This window comes from Streptococcus sp. Marseille-Q3604 (assembly GCF_916619785.1).
Taxonomy (GTDB): Bacteria; Bacillota; Bacilli; order Lactobacillales; family Streptococcaceae; genus Streptococcus.
The window spans coordinates 68,909-85,374 of sequence record NZ_CAKAKM010000001.1; the positions used below are offsets into that span (position 1 = coordinate 68,909).

Sequence of the window (16,466 nt, forward strand, 5' to 3'; positions counted from 1 at the left end):
AGCTAGATGAGACTTCCTGTTGTGAGAAAAGTGGCTGAATCTTTTTAGTACCAGCCACTCGGAATTTTTGAGACTTTAGGCTCAAAAATTAGTCATGGAACTTCGAAGAAGGTCGCTGACGTCCGTACTCACTTAAAGGAAGTCTCAAAAAGATTATATTTAAAGAAGCCTGAAAAGGCTTTTTCTTTTTGCAGAAAATGCACAAATATTCTGACTCTTCCCTAGTGGAAGTGTTATAATGGAGTGAAGGGGGTTAGATGGTTTTGGAATGTGATAAGTCCAACTCATCAGCCCTAATGCCTTATAAGACTAATTATCGTATAAGAGTGCGTTAGTGAAAAGGTAGGTAATATTATGGAATTCAAAGTGAAAGATGGTCAAATCATCTATTATCGTGATCTCGGTAAAGGCTTTCCAATTGTTTTTTTGCATGGCAATAATTTGTCAGGGAATTACTTTGGTAAGCAAGGAATTCTGTATCGAGACTATCGTTTAATTTTCATTGATAGTCGTAATCACGGCAGGTCCAGTCGTCAGAGTGTTAAGATGACCTTTGAACAGATGGCTGCCGATTTGGAGGAAATTTTGCAATATTTGAATATCAAGAAGGCCTTATTTGTTGGTCATAGTGACGGTGCTAATTTGGCTATGGTTTATGCTAGTCGTTATCCTGACCGGATTGCAGGGCTCTTGCTTAATGCGGGAAATATGACCTTTAATGGGTTGACGAGACGCTCAAGATTCGCGGTCTATATACAATATCTTTGCTTACAAGCTTTGTCACCATTTTCATCTAAAATGGATATCATGGCTCAGGTAACGGGTCTGATGCTTCATGACTTGCCATTAGATAGGGAACGTCTACATCAGGCTGCCTATCCTGTCTGGGTAGTTATGGGGCAAAGGGATGTTATCAGTATTAGGCATTCTAGAGAGATTTCAGAACTCTTTCCGATTCATAAGCTCTATGTCCAACGTCGTGAAGGGCATCGTCTAGCTCAACGTAAATATAAGGTCTTTAATCAAATGATTCGTGAGCTTGTGAGAATTAGTCGAAAAGAGGTGGTGGCATGAAGCGTCTTTTAGAGAGACTTCAACCTTTAAAAGCAGCCGTTAAATCCATCTTTTTTATCTCGATTACGGTTCTTGTCGTCATAGAATTGGTTCGTCTAAAACGGACCATCACTTTAGAGTCACTGGAGTCAGCTCTGTCCGGTTTGTCTATTTGGCATCTTGTTTTGATGGCTGTCATCGGACTAGTCGCTGTCTCCCCCATGCTCTTTTATGACATCATACTGAATAAGGAGCTAGAAACGGATTATTCCAAATCCTATATCTTAGAAACAAGTTGGGCTGTCAATACCATTAATAACTTGGCTGGTTTTGCTGGTTTGGTCGATGTGGGACTGCGATATTCCTTTTATTCTGAGGATGGGCAGGAAAAGACAGGTGTTAAGGCACTTTCTCGTTTATTGCCTTACTTTATGTCGGGCCTATCCCTTTTAAGTGGTTTGGTATTCGCTGTCTTTTGGTTCTTCCCTCTAAGTCCAGACTTAAGAAAATATTGGTTACTCTTATTGGGTATATTCCTTTATCTGCCTTTTATTTTCTTTGTTTCTAGTCGTGAAAAGTTAACCTATTTTGGTCAAGTACCGTTGAAAACGAGGCTAAGTCTTCTTTTAGCTTCGACAGCTGAATGGGGAACGGCTCTGGGGAGCTTTGTCAGTGTGGCTTATTTAATGGGCTTACATGTTCCACTTTATAATCTGGTTCCACTTTATTTCCTAGCGGTTATTATTGGTATCTTCTCTATGATTCCGGGTGGGATTGGTAGTTTCGATTTGATCGTGATTACCGGTCTGACCTCTATGGGGGTTAGCAATGCTCTTGCGGTTAGTCTGCTCTTGCTCTTTCGTTTAACCTACTACGTTATTCCCTTCTTGCTTGGTGTTGTCTTCTTTTTCAAACACATGGGAGGACGTATCAACGAGAAATACTTCAAACTTTCTTCACGTGTATTTGGTGGAAGTCTCCACCGCTTTCTCGTCTATTTGCTACGTTTTTTAGGGATTTTCTTGATTTTGTCTGCCTTAATCCCTGAACGCTTGGCTAATGTCTACTTTATTAGCCGTTTTGATCCTATTCAGGAGCAGTTGATTTGGCAATTCCCAAGTATCCTATTTGGAACCCTATTTATTTTCATGGCTCGTCTCATTAGACGTCGGGTTAAGGGTGCTTTTGTTGCCTCCTTGATAACCTTTGTCTTGGCCTTAATTTATGTCAATCTCAATGGTATTTCATGGGCCATGTCTTTCCTAATTTTACTCTCTTTGGTGCTTATGTTGATCATCAGAAAAAGGTTGTATCATCGTTACTTTGTTTATAGTTGGGAAGACAAAACCAAGGATTTTCTTTTCCTAGCCTTTACGATTCTGGTTCTTCTTGTTCTGGGTGGCAGCGGTTTTTGGTCTCATTTATTGCCACCTAAGAATCGGGATGTTCTTGGACATTTTGTTCATATTTGGTTTGATATTTTACTGGCATCAGTTATCATTGCAACCATAGTTTGGGGAGTCTTGAGAATTTTGGCACCCCGCAGGCCTTTTGGTCAAAGCATGGATGATGAGCGCTTCACAGCTCTCCTTGAGAAATATGGAGGTGCATCAGAAAGTGCCCTGGCTTATTTACATGATAAACGCCTCTTTTGGTATCGTGTCGATGGACAAGACCAGGTAGTTTTCCAATTTGCACAAACCAGTAACAAGTGTGTGGTTATGGGAAATCCGATAGGGAATGAAAACTATTACCGAGCAGCTTGGGAATCTTTCTTGAAGACCTTGTCGGATTGGAATTTACAAGCCTTGTTTTATGAGGCAGATGAGAGTATTACCCTGATGCTTCATGATTATGGCTTTGATTTTATGAAATTTGGGGAAAATGCCATGGTTGATTTGACGTCATTTTCTGTTGATGGTAAGCATGGTAAGAAGTTCCGTAAGCCAACCAATCGTGTTGAAAAAGCAGGTTTCCAATTTAAGTTACTTGATCCTCCATTTTCAGAGACTCAGATGCAAGAAATGAAGGCTGTCTCAGATATTTGGCTTAACGGTCGTAAGGAGAAGGGCTTCTCCCTTGGTTTCTTTGATGTAGCCTATTTGCAGCAGGCACCGATTGCTATTGTTGAGAGTGAGGAGGGAGAAATTGTAGCCTTTGCCAACATCATGCCAACCAAAAACAATCGGGTGGCGACGATTGACCTTATGCGTTATGACTTTGAAAAGGCACCCGAAGGTATCATGGATTACCTCTTTGTGAAACTCTTCCAGTACTTCCAAGCAGAAGGAAAGCAGTACTTTGATATGGGAATGGCTCCACTCGCGAATGTGGGTACTGAAGAAGATAGTTTTTTGGAAGAGAAGGTTGCCAATTTGGTCTATGTCTTTGCGCAGCGTTTTTACTCTTTTAGTGGGCTCCAACGTTATAAGGAGAAGTTCTCTCCAATTTGGTCTCCCAAATACATTGTTTATCCTAAACGAACTTGGCTCTTGTTTGATATGATTGCCATTCTAAGGATTGATAATCGAAAAATTGAAGACAGATTGAAGAAAAGACGACTTTGGAAGTAAATATGACAAAAAAGTGAACCACAATGGTTCACTTTTTCTGTATAAGAGAATTATTTTTCAAATTCTGCTTTTGATTTAGTATCTGCGTATTCTTCAGCGACTTCGCTTGAAAGAATGTCATTGTAACTTGGCAATTTAATGTCTTGGCCATATTTGTTACGAAGGGCAGTAGTGACCAAACGGTAGGCCAGGTTGGCATTACGAGAAAGAATTGGTCCATGGAAGTAGCTACCATAAACATTTTTATAGTGGACACCCTCAGAACCGTCTTCCTTGTTATTACCATTACCGTAGACCACTTTTCCAAGTGGTTTTTCATCATCAGAGAGGAAGGTACGCCCTTGGTGATTCTCAAAGCCATAGTATGTTTCATCGAACTCTTCGTTATGGATCTTGATGTCACCAATATAACGATTATTTTCTTGATTGAGGGTGTAGTGGCCCATAACACCGATACCATCAATGCGGACACCATTAGCCTGGATGTAATATTGACCAAGAAGTTGGAAACCACCACAGATGGCAAGAATTACTTTGTTATCTTGGATGAATTGACCAATAGCCTCACGCTTAGTTGGGAGGTCTTTAGCAACGATGGATTGTTCGTAGTCTTGACCACCTCCAAAGAAGACCATGTCGTAGTGGTCCTTGTCGAAGTCATCACCAACTGAAACGATGTCGAAGGTCATCTTAGCACCAAGTTTTTCACCCACGTATTTGATCATAAGGACATTTCCGTTGTCACCGTAGGTATTGAGTAGATTACCATAAAGGTGGGCAACATTTAGGTCATAGGTGTAGTCACGATTTTCTGGAGATTTGAGTGAAGTATAAGTCATTAGTTCATCTCCTTTCCGACAGCATGACGTTGAGCAAGAATATCACGGAATTCAAGCATGGCAGTATAGGTCGCTAAGATATAGGCATGATCGCAATCTTGTTTTTCAATCAAGGCCATAATATCTTCAAGTTTTTCTGCTTGCGTAATCTTTTCTTCTGGATAGCCGGTTACACGAAGACGGCGGGCAATTTCAGAATGGCGAACACCACCAGCGTTAATCTCAGGGATATCCATCTCGATAATGCTTTCAAAGTTGGCATCCCAAATCCAGCTAGTATCAATACCATCAGCATAATTGGCGTTAAGAAGGACTGACAAGCTAAACGGATAATCTGCAAGTTTAATCATATCGAGAGCTTGGCTGGCTCCTACTGGATTCTTAATTAGTACGAGAGTACATGATTTGTCACCAATCTTAAAGGTTTCTTGGCGTCCAAAGACAGCACGACTCTTATAAAAACCAGCTTTGATTTGCTCTGGAGCCACTCCGAAGAATTCAGCGACAGAGACGGCAGCAAGGGCATTGTAGATGTTATAAAGACCACCGACATTAATCTTGTAATCTTGTCCATCAATGACAAATTCAGAAGTAGTGTTAGTGATTTTAGTCAACTCTGTTAGCTTATAGTCTAATTCTGGACGGTGAAAGTCACAGTTGAGGCATACATAGTCACCCAAATTAGCATAAGTATTGAGGTGATACTGAAGAATGCTCTCACATTTAGGGCAGACAATTCCTTCGGTATTATAATGTGCCAGCTCTGGAGCGTGTTTTTCAGTGTCAAAACCATAGAAGCGTACAGGATTGACCACTTCTTTAGAATTAAAGAGAGGACTGTCCCCATTGGCCAAAATAGTGGCCTCAGGTGCCTTAGCAGCACCATCTAAAATCATCTGATAAGTGGTATAGATTTCACCATAGCGGTCCATTTGGTCACGGAAAATATTTGTGAAGACAAAAAGACTTGGAGTGATGTATTCAGTGATTTTAGGAAGGCTAGCCTCGTCAATTTCCAAGACAGCGATTTTCTTACCAGACTTGGCTTTTTTAGCTGTTAGGAAAGTAGAAGTGATTCCTGTGATCATGTTGGCTCCACTAGGATTGGTCACAATCTCACCAAAAGCTTCTTTAAGAATCCCTACTGTTAAAGCTGTTGTCAGAGTCTTACCATTGGTTCCAGTGACAACGACAATCTCGTAATCCTTGGCTAAAGTGTCTAAAATATCTTTGTCAAATTTAAGGGCGATTTTTCCAGGCAGGGTTGAGCCACGTCCCAATTTTGAAAGGACGAAATGGCTAGCTTTTCCCGCTAGAATCCCCATGGTAGTTTTCATAGTCATGAATTTATTTTATCACAAAAAGTAGTGATTGTAGTCTCAAAATAGTTAGAATTCGTGGTATAATAGAAACTGTTTAAAAATTAAAAGAAAGTGTGATATGTATGGGAATACTTTCGTCCATTGATATTGATTTTTGGCGGTCACTCTTTGATAGTCCGCTGAAAGTTATCGTCAATAGTTTGGACATATTGATTGTTGCTTTTTTAATTTATCGCTTTATTAGGGCCCTACGAGGGACAAAAATTATGACCCTTGTTCAAGGGGTTGTCTTATTTATTTTAGTCAAACTGATTTCTGATTTTATAGGCTTCACGACGATTTCTTATTTGATGAATCAGGTTATCAACTATGGAGCCATTGCGGCGGTTGTAATCTTTGCGCCAGAGCTTCGTTCTGCACTTGAAACCTTTGGACGTACGCCTCAGCATTTTTTGCAAAATAAAGAGGTTAGCTCAGATGAGAAGTTGGTTCAAGCCTTCGTTAAAGCTGTTAAGTACATGAGTCCTCGTAAGATTGGGGCGCTGGTTTCTATTGAACAGACTCAGACCTTACAAGAGCAGATTGCGACAGGTATTCCACTTGATGCAGTGGTGACTGGGGAACTGTTAATTAATATTTTCATCCCAAATACACCGCTTCATGATGGGGCTGTTATCATCAGAGATAACAAGGTTGCGACGGCTTGTTCTTATCTGCCATTGACGGAATCTAATAAGATTTCCAAAGAGTTTGGAACTAGACATAGGGCTGCCATTGGTCTTTCAGAACAGACAGATGCACTGACCTTTGTTGTGTCTGAGGAAACTGGTGCGATTTCAATTGCTTACAAGGGGAATTTCATCCATGATCTCTCGGTTCAAGAATTTGAACAAGAGTTGAGTCTTATCTTGTTGAAAGAACAAGAACCACGTCAGTCATTCTTCCAACGTTGGATTGGAGGTAGTAAAAAATGAAGCGTTTCGTAAATTTCTTTAAAAACGATCGTTTATGGCAGATGCTAGTTGCTCTCTTCTTTGCTGTGGTACTCTTTTTCACGGCATGGTCGGGAAATACGCAAAATAAAAACAATAGCTCAAGTGCATCTAATACCTTTACACAAACCGTTGAGTCGGTTCCTGTGGATATTAAATATGATAGTGATAAGTACTTTATCAGTGGTTATTCCTATGATGCCGAAGTCTATTTGACAGCGACAACACAGCTGGCTTTAACGACTGAGACAAGTAGTGATACGCGTCACTTTAAATTAGTTGCTGATTTGTCGAATCTGGGTCAAGGAACCAGTCGAGTACCTATTCAGGTTAAGGATCTTCCAGCTGGAATGTCTGCGCAAGTATCGCCATCAACCTTGACGGCGACTATTGGTAAAAAAGCCAGCAAGACCTTTGACGTCGTAGCTAACATCACATCAGATAAGTTAGCAAATGGCTATGAAGTTAAAAAAGTTAGCCTGGATGCAACCAAGGTAGAGGTGACTTCGAGTGAAGATATCATTAACCAGATTGATCATGTTCAAGCAGTATTGGAAGGCGATTCCCACCTGTCTGAAGATTATGATGGGAACTTGGTCCTTCAAGCAGTTTCGACAAATGGAACAGTCCTAGCAAGTTCAATCTCACCAGCTAAGGTGCATGCCAAGATTAGTTTGCGAAAATTAAGCAAATCTGTTCCTGTCAAGGTCGAACTGACTGGAGATAAGGCTAGCAATGTGTCTAGTATCAGCTACAGCTTTAATCGTGGGCATGTGACTATTGTTGGTAGTCAAGAAGCTATGGATAAGATTGATAGCATCACAGTTCCTGTGGACATTAGCCAAGTGACTAAGGACACTTCAAAAACCATAGACCTTAAGGCAGAAGGTGTTACGGTTCAGCCTGGCACTGTTAAGGTTAACTTAAAAGTCACGCAAAAATAGGGGAGTTACATTTTCCCAAAATTCATGTATAATGGATGGGATTGAGAGGGACTAATCTCATAAAAATGTAACCAATTAAAAATATTTAAAATCAAGGGTTGAAAATATTGGCGAAATCTTATAAAGTTAGATTATCTAGATAGATTTCACTAGATTGACTCTTGCTAAACAGCATCACAGTTTAAGGAGGATTTAGTGCTCAAGCACTAATAATAAAATTATGGGTAAATATTTTGGAACAGACGGTGTTCGTGGAGAAGCAAACGTTGAACTTACGCCTGAATTGGCCTTTAAATTAGGTCGTTTTGGTGGTTATGTGCTTAGCCAACATGAGACTGGCCGTCCTAAAGTTTTTGTGGCACGTGATACACGTATCTCTGGTGAGATGTTGGAATCTGCCTTAGTAGCAGGTTTGCTCTCAGTGGGTATTGAAGTCTACAAACTTGGAGTACTTGCAACACCTGGCGTCTCATACTTGGTTCGTACAGAAAATGCAAGCGCTGGGGTTATGATTTCAGCCAGCCATAATCCAGCTCTTGATAATGGTATCAAGTTCTTTGGTGGTGATGGCTTTAAATTGGATGATGCGCGTGAAGCGGAAATTGAAGCCCTTCTCGATGCTGCAGAAGATACGCTTCCACGCCCTTCAGCTGAAGGACTTGGAACACTTGTGGACTATCCAGAGGGTCTTCGTAAATATGAAAAATTCTTGGTAGCTACAGGTGTTGACCTTGGTGGCATGAAAGTTGCCTTGGATGCGGCTAATGGTGCGGCTGCGGTATCTGCACGTAACATTTTCCTTGACTTGAACGCAGAAATCGCTGTTATTGGTGACCAACCTGATGGCCTTAACATCAATGCTGGTGTTGGTTCGACACACCCAGAGCAGTTGCAAGCCTTGGTTAAAGAAACTGGCTCAGCTATCGGTCTTGCCTTTGATGGTGACAGTGACCGTCTCATCGCCGTTGATGAAAATGGTGATATTGTTGATGGTGACAAGGTGATGTACATCATCGGTAAACATTTGTCACAAAAAGGCGAGTTGGCTAAAAATACTATTGTAACGACAGTTATGTCAAACCTTGGTTTCCACAAGGCACTTGACCGTGAAGGCATTAACAAGGCAGTGACTGCTGTTGGTGACCGTTATGTTGTCGAAGAAATGCGTAAAAACGGCTACAACCTTGGTGGTGAACAGTCTGGACACGTTATTATCATGGATTACAACACAACTGGTGATGGTCAGTTGACAGCAATCCAATTGACTAAAGTCATGGTTGAAACAGGTAAGAGCTTGTCTGAATTGGCTTCAGAAGTGACCATCTATCCACAAAAATTGGTTAATATCCGTGTGGAAAATAGCATGAAAGATAAAGCTATGGAAGTTCCTGCCATTGCCGCTATCATTGAAAAAATGGAAGCTGAGATGGCTGGAAATGGACGTATCTTGGTTCGTCCAAGTGGTACAGAACCACTCCTTCGTGTTATGGCAGAAGCACCAACAGATGATGAAGTGAACTATTACGTTGATACGATTGCTGATGTTGTTCGTGCAGAAATTGGATTGGACTAAGTATGATAGCTAAGCTCAGAGCCTTCATGGCTACCGAAGTTTTCAAGTACCTTTTCTTTGGTGTCTTGGCAACTTTAGTTTATATGGTCAGTCGTATTTTGATTTTTCAGTTGACCAATCAGGGGACACTCTCGGCGGTCTTAGCCAGTGCGATTGCCATTATCTTTGCCTTTTTTACAAATGACATGTTTGTCTTTAATCAGGAAAAGACTGGTATGGTTACGCGCTTTGTTAAGTTTGTGGGTGCTCGCCTATTGACCTTGGTCTTGGATTTGGCTTTGGCCTATTTCTTGGTCGATACCTATCCAGAAATTATTGGTCAATTTGTTGGTCATAGTCATGCTTGGGTAAACGGTATCGAGAGCCTCTTCTCTCAGGTCCTTATCATTGTATTGAACTATATTATTTCTAAATTCTTCGTCTTTACAGGCGAGAAAGTATAAGCAAAAAGGAAGTTGTTAGGAAATGTGTTAAAAGCATTTCTTACCAACCTCCTTTTTTGATATAATTGAAGAGACTTAAAAAAATAGAAAGATGAAATATGTACGTACAATTATCTCAACGCCTCAAGGACGTAGCAACCTATGTTCCCAAAGGCGCAAAACTCTTGGATGTAGGTAGTGATCATGCCTATCTCCCGATTTATTTACTTGAAAAAGGTTTGATTACTTCAGCTATTGCTGGTGAAGTGGTAAAAGGGCCTTATGAATCTGCTCTTGCTAATGTCTCAGCCTCTGGTTTCCAAGATAAAATCGAGGTGCGCTTGGCTAATGGCTTGGCTGCCTTCGAACCTGCTGATGACGTAACCACTATCACGATTTGTGGTATGGGAGGACGTCTTATTGCGGATATCCTTGATGCTGGAAAGGACAAACTTAAGGGCGTAGACCGTCTGATTTTACAACCAAATAATCGTGAAGATGATCTCCGTATCTGGTTGATGGAAAATGGTTTTGCCATTGTCGCAGAAGCCATCATGACTGAAAATGGCAAATACTACGAAATCATGGTGGCAGAAGCTGGACACATGAGCCTTTCGGACAAGGAAGTGCGTTTTGGTCCTCATCTCATGAAAGACCAATCTCAGGTTTTCCAGCTCAAATGGCAACGCGAAATCAATAAATTAGAGATTGCTTTAGGATCCATTCCACTGGCCAATCAGGCTGATCGTACAGCTATTGAAGATAAAATTCAAACCATTAAGGAGGTTTTGAATCATGTTAGCTAGTGAACTTATTAAGACTTATGAAGAATTTTGTCCACAGGAGCTTTCTATGGAAGGTGATGTGGTTGGCTTGCAGATTGGCAGTCTGGATAAGGAGATTCAGAAGGTCATGGTCACCTTGGATGTTCGTGAGAATACGGTAGCCGAAGCCATTGAAAAAGGTGTGAACCTCATTATTGCTAAACATGCTCCAATTTTTCGTCCAGTTAAGGATTTGGTGTCTTCGCCTGACCGAGATATTTTACTTGACCTGGTTAAGCATGATATTGCAGTCTATGTGAGTCATACTAATATTGATGTCGTTAATGATGGACTTAATGATTGGTTCTGTGACTTACTTGACATTAAAGACACCACTCATTTAACGCAGACTTCTGAAAATCATGGAATCGGTCGAGTGGGTGATATCGTGCCTCAAACTATTGAAGAACTTGCTCTTAAAGTTAAGTCTGTTTTTGGCTTAGATAGTGTTCGCTTGGTTCGTTATAATCATGACAATCCTATAGTTAGCCGTGTGGCTATTTGTGGGGGTAGCGGTCAAGGATTTTACCAGGATGCTTTGAAAAAGGGCGCACAAGTTTTCATCACTGGTGATGTTTACTACCATACAGGACAGGAAATGATTACTAATGTTCTCTTGGCTATTGACCCTGGGCACCATATTGAAGCTCTCTTTATCTCAAAGATTGCTGAGAAACTTGAGGCTTGGAAACGTGAGCATGATTGGAATGTGACCATACTTGAGAGTCAGTCCTCAACCAATCCTTTTGACCATTTGTAGGAGGATGTGTCTGTGACTTGGCTTTTACATCAAAATGTGGTCTTTTTGGCCTTGCTTGCTGGTCTTTTTACTTGGGGCTGTACCATTGTCGGATAGGCCATTGTTTTCTTCTTCAAGAATATTAGCCGTAAATTGCTAGATATCATGATGGGCTTTGCGGCAGCTGGTTTCTTGCTTGGAGGTGTTGCCCTTCGTTTGATTGATGCCGTCGTTCCCCATTTGCATTTGGGGAATGACATCTCTAAAGCAGAAGGTATTCAACCTCGTAAGAAAAAGTTGTCCAAGACAGCTCTGCTCTTTTTGGCTATCACCATTCATAATTTTCCAGAGGGATTAGCAGTCGGTGTGACTTTCGGAGCCTTGGCTGGTGGCAATATGACATTCGCGGGTCTTATGGGAGCCATTGGTTTAGCTATAGGTATTGGTTTGCAGAATGTCCCTGAAGGTGCAGCCCTCTCAGTTCCTATTCGAGCAGATGGAAAATCTCGTATCAAGGCCTTTTATTGGGGATCTATGTCAGCCATCGTGGAGCCTATAGGGGCTGTTATGGGAGCTGCCCTTGTCATGTTGATGATGGCAATCATTCCTTATGCTTTGGCCTTTGCGGCTGGTGCTATGATTTTTGTGGTAACGGAGGAATTGATTCCTGAATCACAAACCAATGGTAATACTGACGTAGCAACCTTGGGCCTTATGGTTGGCTTTGTCGTCATGATGGTCATGGACGTGGCCTTGGGGTAAAAGAATAATAAAAAGCTGTGCCTATTGATATAGGACTCAGCTCTTTTCAAATAGATGGAGTAAAAAATGAAAATTGCAATTGTTGGCGCAGGCATCGTCGGTTCAACGGCTGCCTATTACTTGTCAAAGGAAAAAGAAGTAGAAGTTACAGTATTTGATCATGGTCTTGGACAAGCAACCAAGGCAGCAGCAGGGATTATTAGCCCCTGGTTTTCCAAGCGTCGTAATAAGGCCTGGTATCGCATGGCCCGTTTGGGAGCAGATTTTTACCAAGATTTAGTTTCAGATCTTAAAAAGGATGGTTATGACACGAACTTCTATGATCAGTCTGGTGTAGCCCTTCTCAAGAAAGACGATAGTAATTTGGACGCTTTGTACCAGCATGCAGAAACGAGACTAGAAGAATCACCCATTATTGGTGAACTCTCTATAAAAAATGCTGAGGATCTCCCTGAATTCACTGGATTTGACCGTTATCTCTATGCTTCTGGAGGAGCCAGAGTGGAAGGAGCAGAGTTGACAGCTACTTTGATTGAGGCCTCTGGTTTTGAAAAGGTGGAGGGGCCAGTCATACTCTCTCCTCTTGACAATGGCACCTACGAGATTAATGGGCAAACTTTCGATAAGGTCATTCTAGCTTGTGGTGCCTGGCTGGGTCAAACGCTTGAAACCCTTGGTTTCGAAGTAGACGTCCGCCCCCAAAAGGGGCAATTGCGTGACTATTTCTTTGAGGGCATGGATACTGATAGATTACCTGTTCTGATGCCAGAGGGCGAATTAGATGTCATTCCTTTTGCTGGTGGAAAGATTTCGGTAGGGGCCAGCCATGAAAATGACCAAGGCTTTGATTTGACAGTTGATGAGACTGTACTTGCAAGTCTGGAGGAAGAGGCTAAGACATATTTCCCTGATTTAAGTACTGCCAAGTCCTTCTCAGAACGTGTGGGAACGAGAGCCTACACGAGTGATTTCTCTCCTTTCTTTGGAGAAGTTCCAGAGCTTGAGAGTGTCTTTGTTGCTTCTGGTTTAGGATCTTCAGGGCTCACGACAGGGCCACTGATTGGAAAAAATCTGGTTGATTTGGTCATGAATCGACCTGGTAGCTTGGATAGTGCGGACTATCCAGTGGCTCAGTACATTAAGAAAAAAGACTAATAGTATTAAAGTTCTTCTAGATATTTAGACTCAAGAATCAGCTGGCTATTTCTCGCTATTGAGGGATGTTGGCTGATTCTTTTTTATTAGAGTTATTTATATCTATTTCTTACTTGATTAGAAAATGATAAAATAGTAACTGTTCATCGATTGTAGGTGAATACTAATAAAAAATGGGGAGGGACTATGTTCCAAAAAGTTAAAGTATATGTGACAGTCTTTGTTTCCTTGTTAGCCATAAGTTTAGGCGTGTCTGTCAAAGCAGGGGCAGCAGAAGACTTGGCTGTGACAAAGACAAGAATTGTCCTAGAGAGTTATGAGTTTGGTCCTGCTGTAACCAAAGTCATTTTTGAATTTAATCAGAAGGTCACACCAGAGGTTGTCCACAGCTCAACCCAGGTTACAACAGCAGGAGTTAGTCGTCAGGTGACGAATTCTTATGTGTCCGACGATCAGGGGCATGTGGTCTATTATGATAACAGCAAGTACGTGACGCTTGAATTGAGCCTACCTTCTTATAATCGCTACAACATGGGTGGAAATGCTGAACCTATGTATTTTAACCTTTCTACTTGGACTAACCAATGGCTGGAAAGTTATATGGTATCAATGAAAGATTTGTCAGTAGTGGCAGAAGGTAGTAGTCAGTCGCAAATGGTGTCTTCTGAGCAAGATGCCATCAATAATCGTTTGATGCCAACAACGGAGGTTTTCGATGAGCGAGGGCAGGTAGGTAACATGCAGTATGCGGCTTATAGTGCCCAGACCGGTACGGGAAATAGCACCAAACCTTTGATAGTCTGGCTACACGGCATTGGTGAAAGAGGGGCAGATATGAATATTCCCCTTCTTTCAAATGACGTCTATGCGCTTACTCAGTCTGATATTCAAGGCCATTTCTTAACAACTGGTGATCAGGCGCGTGGGGTCAATGTGCTTGCTGTTCAAACGCAGACACCTTGGGGGTCGGATAATGCAGCACAACTCAAAGAGACCATTGATACATACCTAGCTAATCACCCAGAGGTAGATAAGGGACGAATTTATCTTGCAGGGGTTTCCAATGGTGGTGGTATGGTCTTGACCATGGGAGCAACCTATCCAGATTATTTTGCAGCTCTCATTCCAATTGCTGCTCCCTTAACTGTTGACCAATCTGGGATTGATAAACTGAAGGACCAGCCTATGTGGTTGATTCACACGAAAGCAGACGCAACAGTTCAACCAGAAAATAGTGTCTTGCCTCTATACAAGAGTTTGATTACCTCTGGAGCTTCTAACAAATGGTTTTCATACTTTGAAACAGCTACCGGGACTGATCTTCCTGGTACAGAGTATGATGGGCATTGGGCTTGGATTTATTTCTTCCATGACCAGGTGATTGGCGTTCAGCATCCTGAAAATACGAAAAATTGGGATGGTTATAGTGGTATGGTAGCCACTGACCCAACCTATGGCGGTGGCTCTCGAGCTAGTGTCAATGGGCAAACCTATAACAGTATCTTTGACTGGATGAGTGCACAAAGGCACTGAAGAAGATGATGATTACGCTTTCTAAGGAAAGTGCTACAAGAGGTTATCTTCAATCTAAAAGGGTTTCAATCGAAATCCTTTTTTCATTGGATTAAGAAAATGGACACTTGTGATTTTCTTAATGAAAGCTTAAGAACATAGGGTTTACCGTGACAAGAGGGCTGAAAAATGCTAAAATATAGGTAATATATTAGAGAAAAAAGGAGCCTTCTTATGAAAGGTATTATTCTTGCAGGCGGTTCAGGGACGCGTTTGTATCCATTGACTCGTGCTGCATCAAAACAACTGATGCCGATTTACGATAAACCAATGATTTATTACCCACTATCAACGCTTATGTTGGCTGGTATTAAGGAAATCCTCATCATCTCAACACCACAGGACCTTCCACGTTTTGAAGAGCTCCTTGGTGATGGTTCTGAGTTCGGTATTTCCCTTTCTTACGCAGTACAACCAAGTCCAGATGGATTGGCTCAAGCCTTTATCATTGGTGAAGACTTCATTGGTGACGATAGTGTTGCCCTTGTCCTCGGGGACAACATTTTCCATGGCAATGGTCTTTCTGCCATGCTTCAACGTGCTGAAGCTAAGGAAAAAGGCGCTACAGTCTTTGGTTATCAAGTTAAGGACCCAGAACGTTTTGGAGTTGTTGAGTTTGACGACAATATGAATGCCATCTCAATTGAGGAAAAACCTGAGCATCCAAAATCAAACTTTGCTGTAACTGGTCTTTATTTCTATGACAATGATGTCGTGGAAATAGCCAAAAATATCAAGCCAAGTCCTCGTGGCGAACTTGAAATCACGGATGTTAACAAGGCTTACTTAGAACGTGGTGACCTCTCTGTTGAACTTATGGGACGTGGCTTTGCTTGGTTGGATACAGGCACTCACGAAAGTCTCTTGCAAGCTGCTCAGTACATTGAAACAGTTCAACGTTTGCAAAATGTTCAAGTGGCTAACCTTGAGGAAATTGCCTATCGCATGGGCTACATTACTAAAGAGCAGGTCCTCGAATTGGCACAACCACTTAAGAAGAATGAATACGGGCAATATTTGCTCCGTTTGATTGGAGAAGCATAATGACTGAACAATTTTTTGGTAAAGAATTAGCTGCACGTAAGATTGAAGCCATCCCAGGTTTACTTGAATTTGATATTCCAGTACATGGGGATAACCGTGGTTGGTTTAAGGAAAACTTTCAAAAAGAAAAAATGTTGCCGCTTGGTTTTCCAGAATCATTCTTTGCAGAAGGAAAATTGCAAAATAATGTTTCTTTCTCACGTAAAAATGTTTTGCGTGGCTTGCACGCTGAGCCTTGGGATAAATACATCTCAGTCGCAGATGAAGGAAAGGTTCTTGGAACATGGGTTGACCTCCGTGAAGGCGAAACGTTTGGGAATACTTACCAAACAGTCATTGATGCCTCAAAAGGAATCTTCGTTCCTCGTGGTGTTGCCAATGGTTTCCAAGTTTTGTCTGACAAAGTATCCTACAGCTACCTTGTGAACGACTACTGGGCACTTGAACTCAAACCAAAATACGCCTTTGTCAACTATGCTGACCCAAGCCTTGATATCAAGTGGGAAAACTTGGAAGAAGCAGAAGTCTCAGAAGCAGATAAAAACCACCCATTACTCAAAGACGTTAAACCTCTCAAACCAGAGGATTTGTAAAAATAAACCTTGCACAGCAGTATCGTGACTGCAAGGAGCGTTATAAGATTGTTCCTGCC

The 16,466-nt window shown here is 41.6% G+C and carries 15 protein-coding genes; 13 read left to right on the forward strand and 2 right to left on the reverse strand.

What is annotated here, in order from left to right; all coding sequences use genetic code 11:
- Positions 1–354 precede the first annotated feature (354 nt).
- Both LG375_RS00315 and mprF read left to right on the forward strand, forming a co-directional pair.
- Positions 355–1,074 carry an alpha/beta fold hydrolase gene (locus LG375_RS00315; protein ID WP_139723865.1) on the forward strand — a complete coding sequence of 240 codons (720 nt, stop codon included), beginning with the start codon at positions 355–357 and terminating at the stop codon, positions 1,072–1,074.
- Positions 1,071–3,626, forward strand: a complete 2,556-nt coding sequence (gene mprF / locus LG375_RS00320) for a bifunctional lysylphosphatidylglycerol flippase/synthetase MprF (RefSeq protein WP_225745046.1) — start codon at positions 1,071–1,073, stop codon at positions 3,624–3,626. Before LG375_RS00315 ends, mprF begins: the two co-directional genes overlap by 4 nt.
- Before the next feature lie 50 nt (positions 3,627–3,676).
- On the opposite strand, the gene gatD is transcribed toward mprF, so the two are convergent.
- Together gatD and murT are read right to left on the reverse strand one after the other, a co-directional pair.
- Positions 3,677–4,465, reverse strand: coding sequence for a lipid II isoglutaminyl synthase subunit GatD (gene gatD, locus LG375_RS00325; RefSeq protein WP_037600521.1), 789 nt, complete (start codon positions 4,463–4,465; stop codon positions 3,677–3,679).
- The gene (murT, locus tag LG375_RS00330) at positions 4,465–5,808 is read right to left on the reverse strand and encodes a lipid II isoglutaminyl synthase subunit MurT (protein WP_225745047.1); all 1,344 of its coding nucleotides are present in this window, start codon (positions 5,806–5,808) and stop codon (positions 4,465–4,467) included. The genes gatD and murT overlap by 1 nt, the downstream gene beginning before the upstream one ends.
- Before the next feature lie 101 nt (positions 5,809–5,909).
- On the opposite strand from murT, the gene cdaA reads away from it, so the two are divergent.
- From cdaA to LG375_RS00385, 11 genes are all read left to right on the forward strand, one after another.
- Positions 5,910–6,761, forward strand: coding sequence for a diadenylate cyclase CdaA (cdaA, locus tag LG375_RS00335; protein WP_014634271.1), 852 nt, complete (start codon positions 5,910–5,912; stop codon positions 6,759–6,761).
- Positions 6,758–7,723 carry a YbbR-like domain-containing protein gene (locus LG375_RS00340; protein WP_014634272.1) on the forward strand — a complete coding sequence of 322 codons (966 nt, stop codon included), beginning with the start codon at positions 6,758–6,760 and terminating at the stop codon, positions 7,721–7,723. The genes cdaA and LG375_RS00340 overlap by 4 nt, the downstream gene beginning before the upstream one ends.
- A gap of 220 nt (positions 7,724–7,943) precedes the next feature.
- On the forward strand, positions 7,944–9,296 hold the full coding sequence (glmM, locus tag LG375_RS00345; protein ID WP_013990769.1) for a phosphoglucosamine mutase: 1,353 nt from the start codon (positions 7,944–7,946) through the stop codon (positions 9,294–9,296).
- A gap of 2 nt (positions 9,297–9,298) precedes the next feature.
- A complete protein-coding gene (locus LG375_RS00350; RefSeq protein ID WP_014633281.1) occupies positions 9,299–9,739 on the forward strand; it encodes a GtrA family protein in 441 nt (146 codons plus the stop codon).
- Between the two features lie 98 nt (positions 9,740–9,837).
- Positions 9,838–10,524 carry a tRNA (adenine(22)-N(1))-methyltransferase gene (locus tag LG375_RS00355; protein WP_225745048.1) on the forward strand — a complete coding sequence of 229 codons (687 nt, stop codon included), beginning with the start codon at positions 9,838–9,840 and terminating at the stop codon, positions 10,522–10,524.
- On the forward strand, positions 10,514–11,302 hold the full coding sequence (locus LG375_RS00360; protein ID WP_225745049.1) for a Nif3-like dinuclear metal center hexameric protein: 789 nt from the start codon (positions 10,514–10,516) through the stop codon (positions 11,300–11,302). The genes LG375_RS00355 and LG375_RS00360 overlap by 11 nt, the downstream gene beginning before the upstream one ends.
- Positions 11,303–11,401: 99 nt before the next feature.
- Entirely contained in the window at positions 11,402–12,043 is a 642-nt protein-coding gene (locus LG375_RS00365; RefSeq protein WP_225745363.1) for a ZIP family metal transporter, read from the forward strand.
- A 66-nt stretch (positions 12,044–12,109) separates the two neighbouring features.
- Complete coding sequence (locus LG375_RS00370; protein WP_225745050.1) at positions 12,110–13,198, forward strand: NAD(P)/FAD-dependent oxidoreductase; 1,089 nt, start codon at positions 12,110–12,112, stop codon at positions 13,196–13,198.
- A gap of 186 nt (positions 13,199–13,384) precedes the next feature.
- Positions 13,385–14,731 carry an acyl-CoA thioester hydrolase/BAAT C-terminal domain-containing protein gene (locus tag LG375_RS00375; protein ID WP_225745051.1) on the forward strand — a complete coding sequence of 449 codons (1,347 nt, stop codon included), beginning with the start codon at positions 13,385–13,387 and terminating at the stop codon, positions 14,729–14,731.
- A 213-nt stretch (positions 14,732–14,944) separates the two neighbouring features.
- Entirely contained in the window at positions 14,945–15,814 is an 870-nt protein-coding gene (rfbA, locus tag LG375_RS00380) for a glucose-1-phosphate thymidylyltransferase RfbA (RefSeq protein WP_002883992.1), read from the forward strand.
- On the forward strand, positions 15,814–16,407 hold the full coding sequence (locus tag LG375_RS00385) for a dTDP-4-dehydrorhamnose 3,5-epimerase family protein (protein WP_225745052.1): 594 nt from the start codon (positions 15,814–15,816) through the stop codon (positions 16,405–16,407). Before rfbA ends, LG375_RS00385 begins: the two co-directional genes overlap by 1 nt.
- The last annotated feature ends 59 nt before the right edge of the window (positions 16,408–16,466 follow it).

Excerpts from the sequence above, each read along its gene's own strand:
- cdaA (WP_014634271.1), top strand. The coding sequence starts at position 5,910 with ATGGGAATACTTTCGTCCATTGATATTGATTTTTGGCGGTCACTCTTT.
- LG375_RS00340 (WP_014634272.1), top strand. The coding sequence starts at position 6,758 with ATGAAGCGTTTCGTAAATTTCTTTAAAAACGATCGTTTATGGCAGATG.
- gatD (WP_037600521.1), bottom strand. The coding sequence starts at position 4,465 with ATGACTTATACTTCACTCAAATCTCCAGAAAATCGTGACTACACCTAT.
- LG375_RS00315 (WP_139723865.1), top strand. The coding sequence starts at position 355 with ATGGAATTCAAAGTGAAAGATGGTCAAATCATCTATTATCGTGATCTC.
- LG375_RS00350 (WP_014633281.1), top strand. The coding sequence starts at position 9,299 with ATGATAGCTAAGCTCAGAGCCTTCATGGCTACCGAAGTTTTCAAGTAC.
- LG375_RS00370 (WP_225745050.1), top strand. The coding sequence starts at position 12,110 with ATGAAAATTGCAATTGTTGGCGCAGGCATCGTCGGTTCAACGGCTGCC.
- LG375_RS00385 (WP_225745052.1), top strand. The coding sequence starts at position 15,814 with ATGACTGAACAATTTTTTGGTAAAGAATTAGCTGCACGTAAGATTGAA.
- glmM (WP_013990769.1), top strand. The coding sequence starts at position 7,944 with ATGGGTAAATATTTTGGAACAGACGGTGTTCGTGGAGAAGCAAACGTT.
- rfbA (WP_002883992.1), top strand. The coding sequence starts at position 14,945 with ATGAAAGGTATTATTCTTGCAGGCGGTTCAGGGACGCGTTTGTATCCA.
- LG375_RS00355 (WP_225745048.1), top strand. The coding sequence starts at position 9,838 with ATGTACGTACAATTATCTCAACGCCTCAAGGACGTAGCAACCTATGTT.
- murT (WP_225745047.1), bottom strand. The coding sequence starts at position 5,808 with ATGACTATGAAAACTACCATGGGGATTCTAGCGGGAAAAGCTAGCCAT.
- LG375_RS00375 (WP_225745051.1), top strand. The coding sequence starts at position 13,385 with ATGTTCCAAAAAGTTAAAGTATATGTGACAGTCTTTGTTTCCTTGTTA.
- LG375_RS00360 (WP_225745049.1), top strand. The coding sequence starts at position 10,514 with ATGTTAGCTAGTGAACTTATTAAGACTTATGAAGAATTTTGTCCACAG.
- mprF (WP_225745046.1), top strand. The coding sequence starts at position 1,071 with ATGAAGCGTCTTTTAGAGAGACTTCAACCTTTAAAAGCAGCCGTTAAA.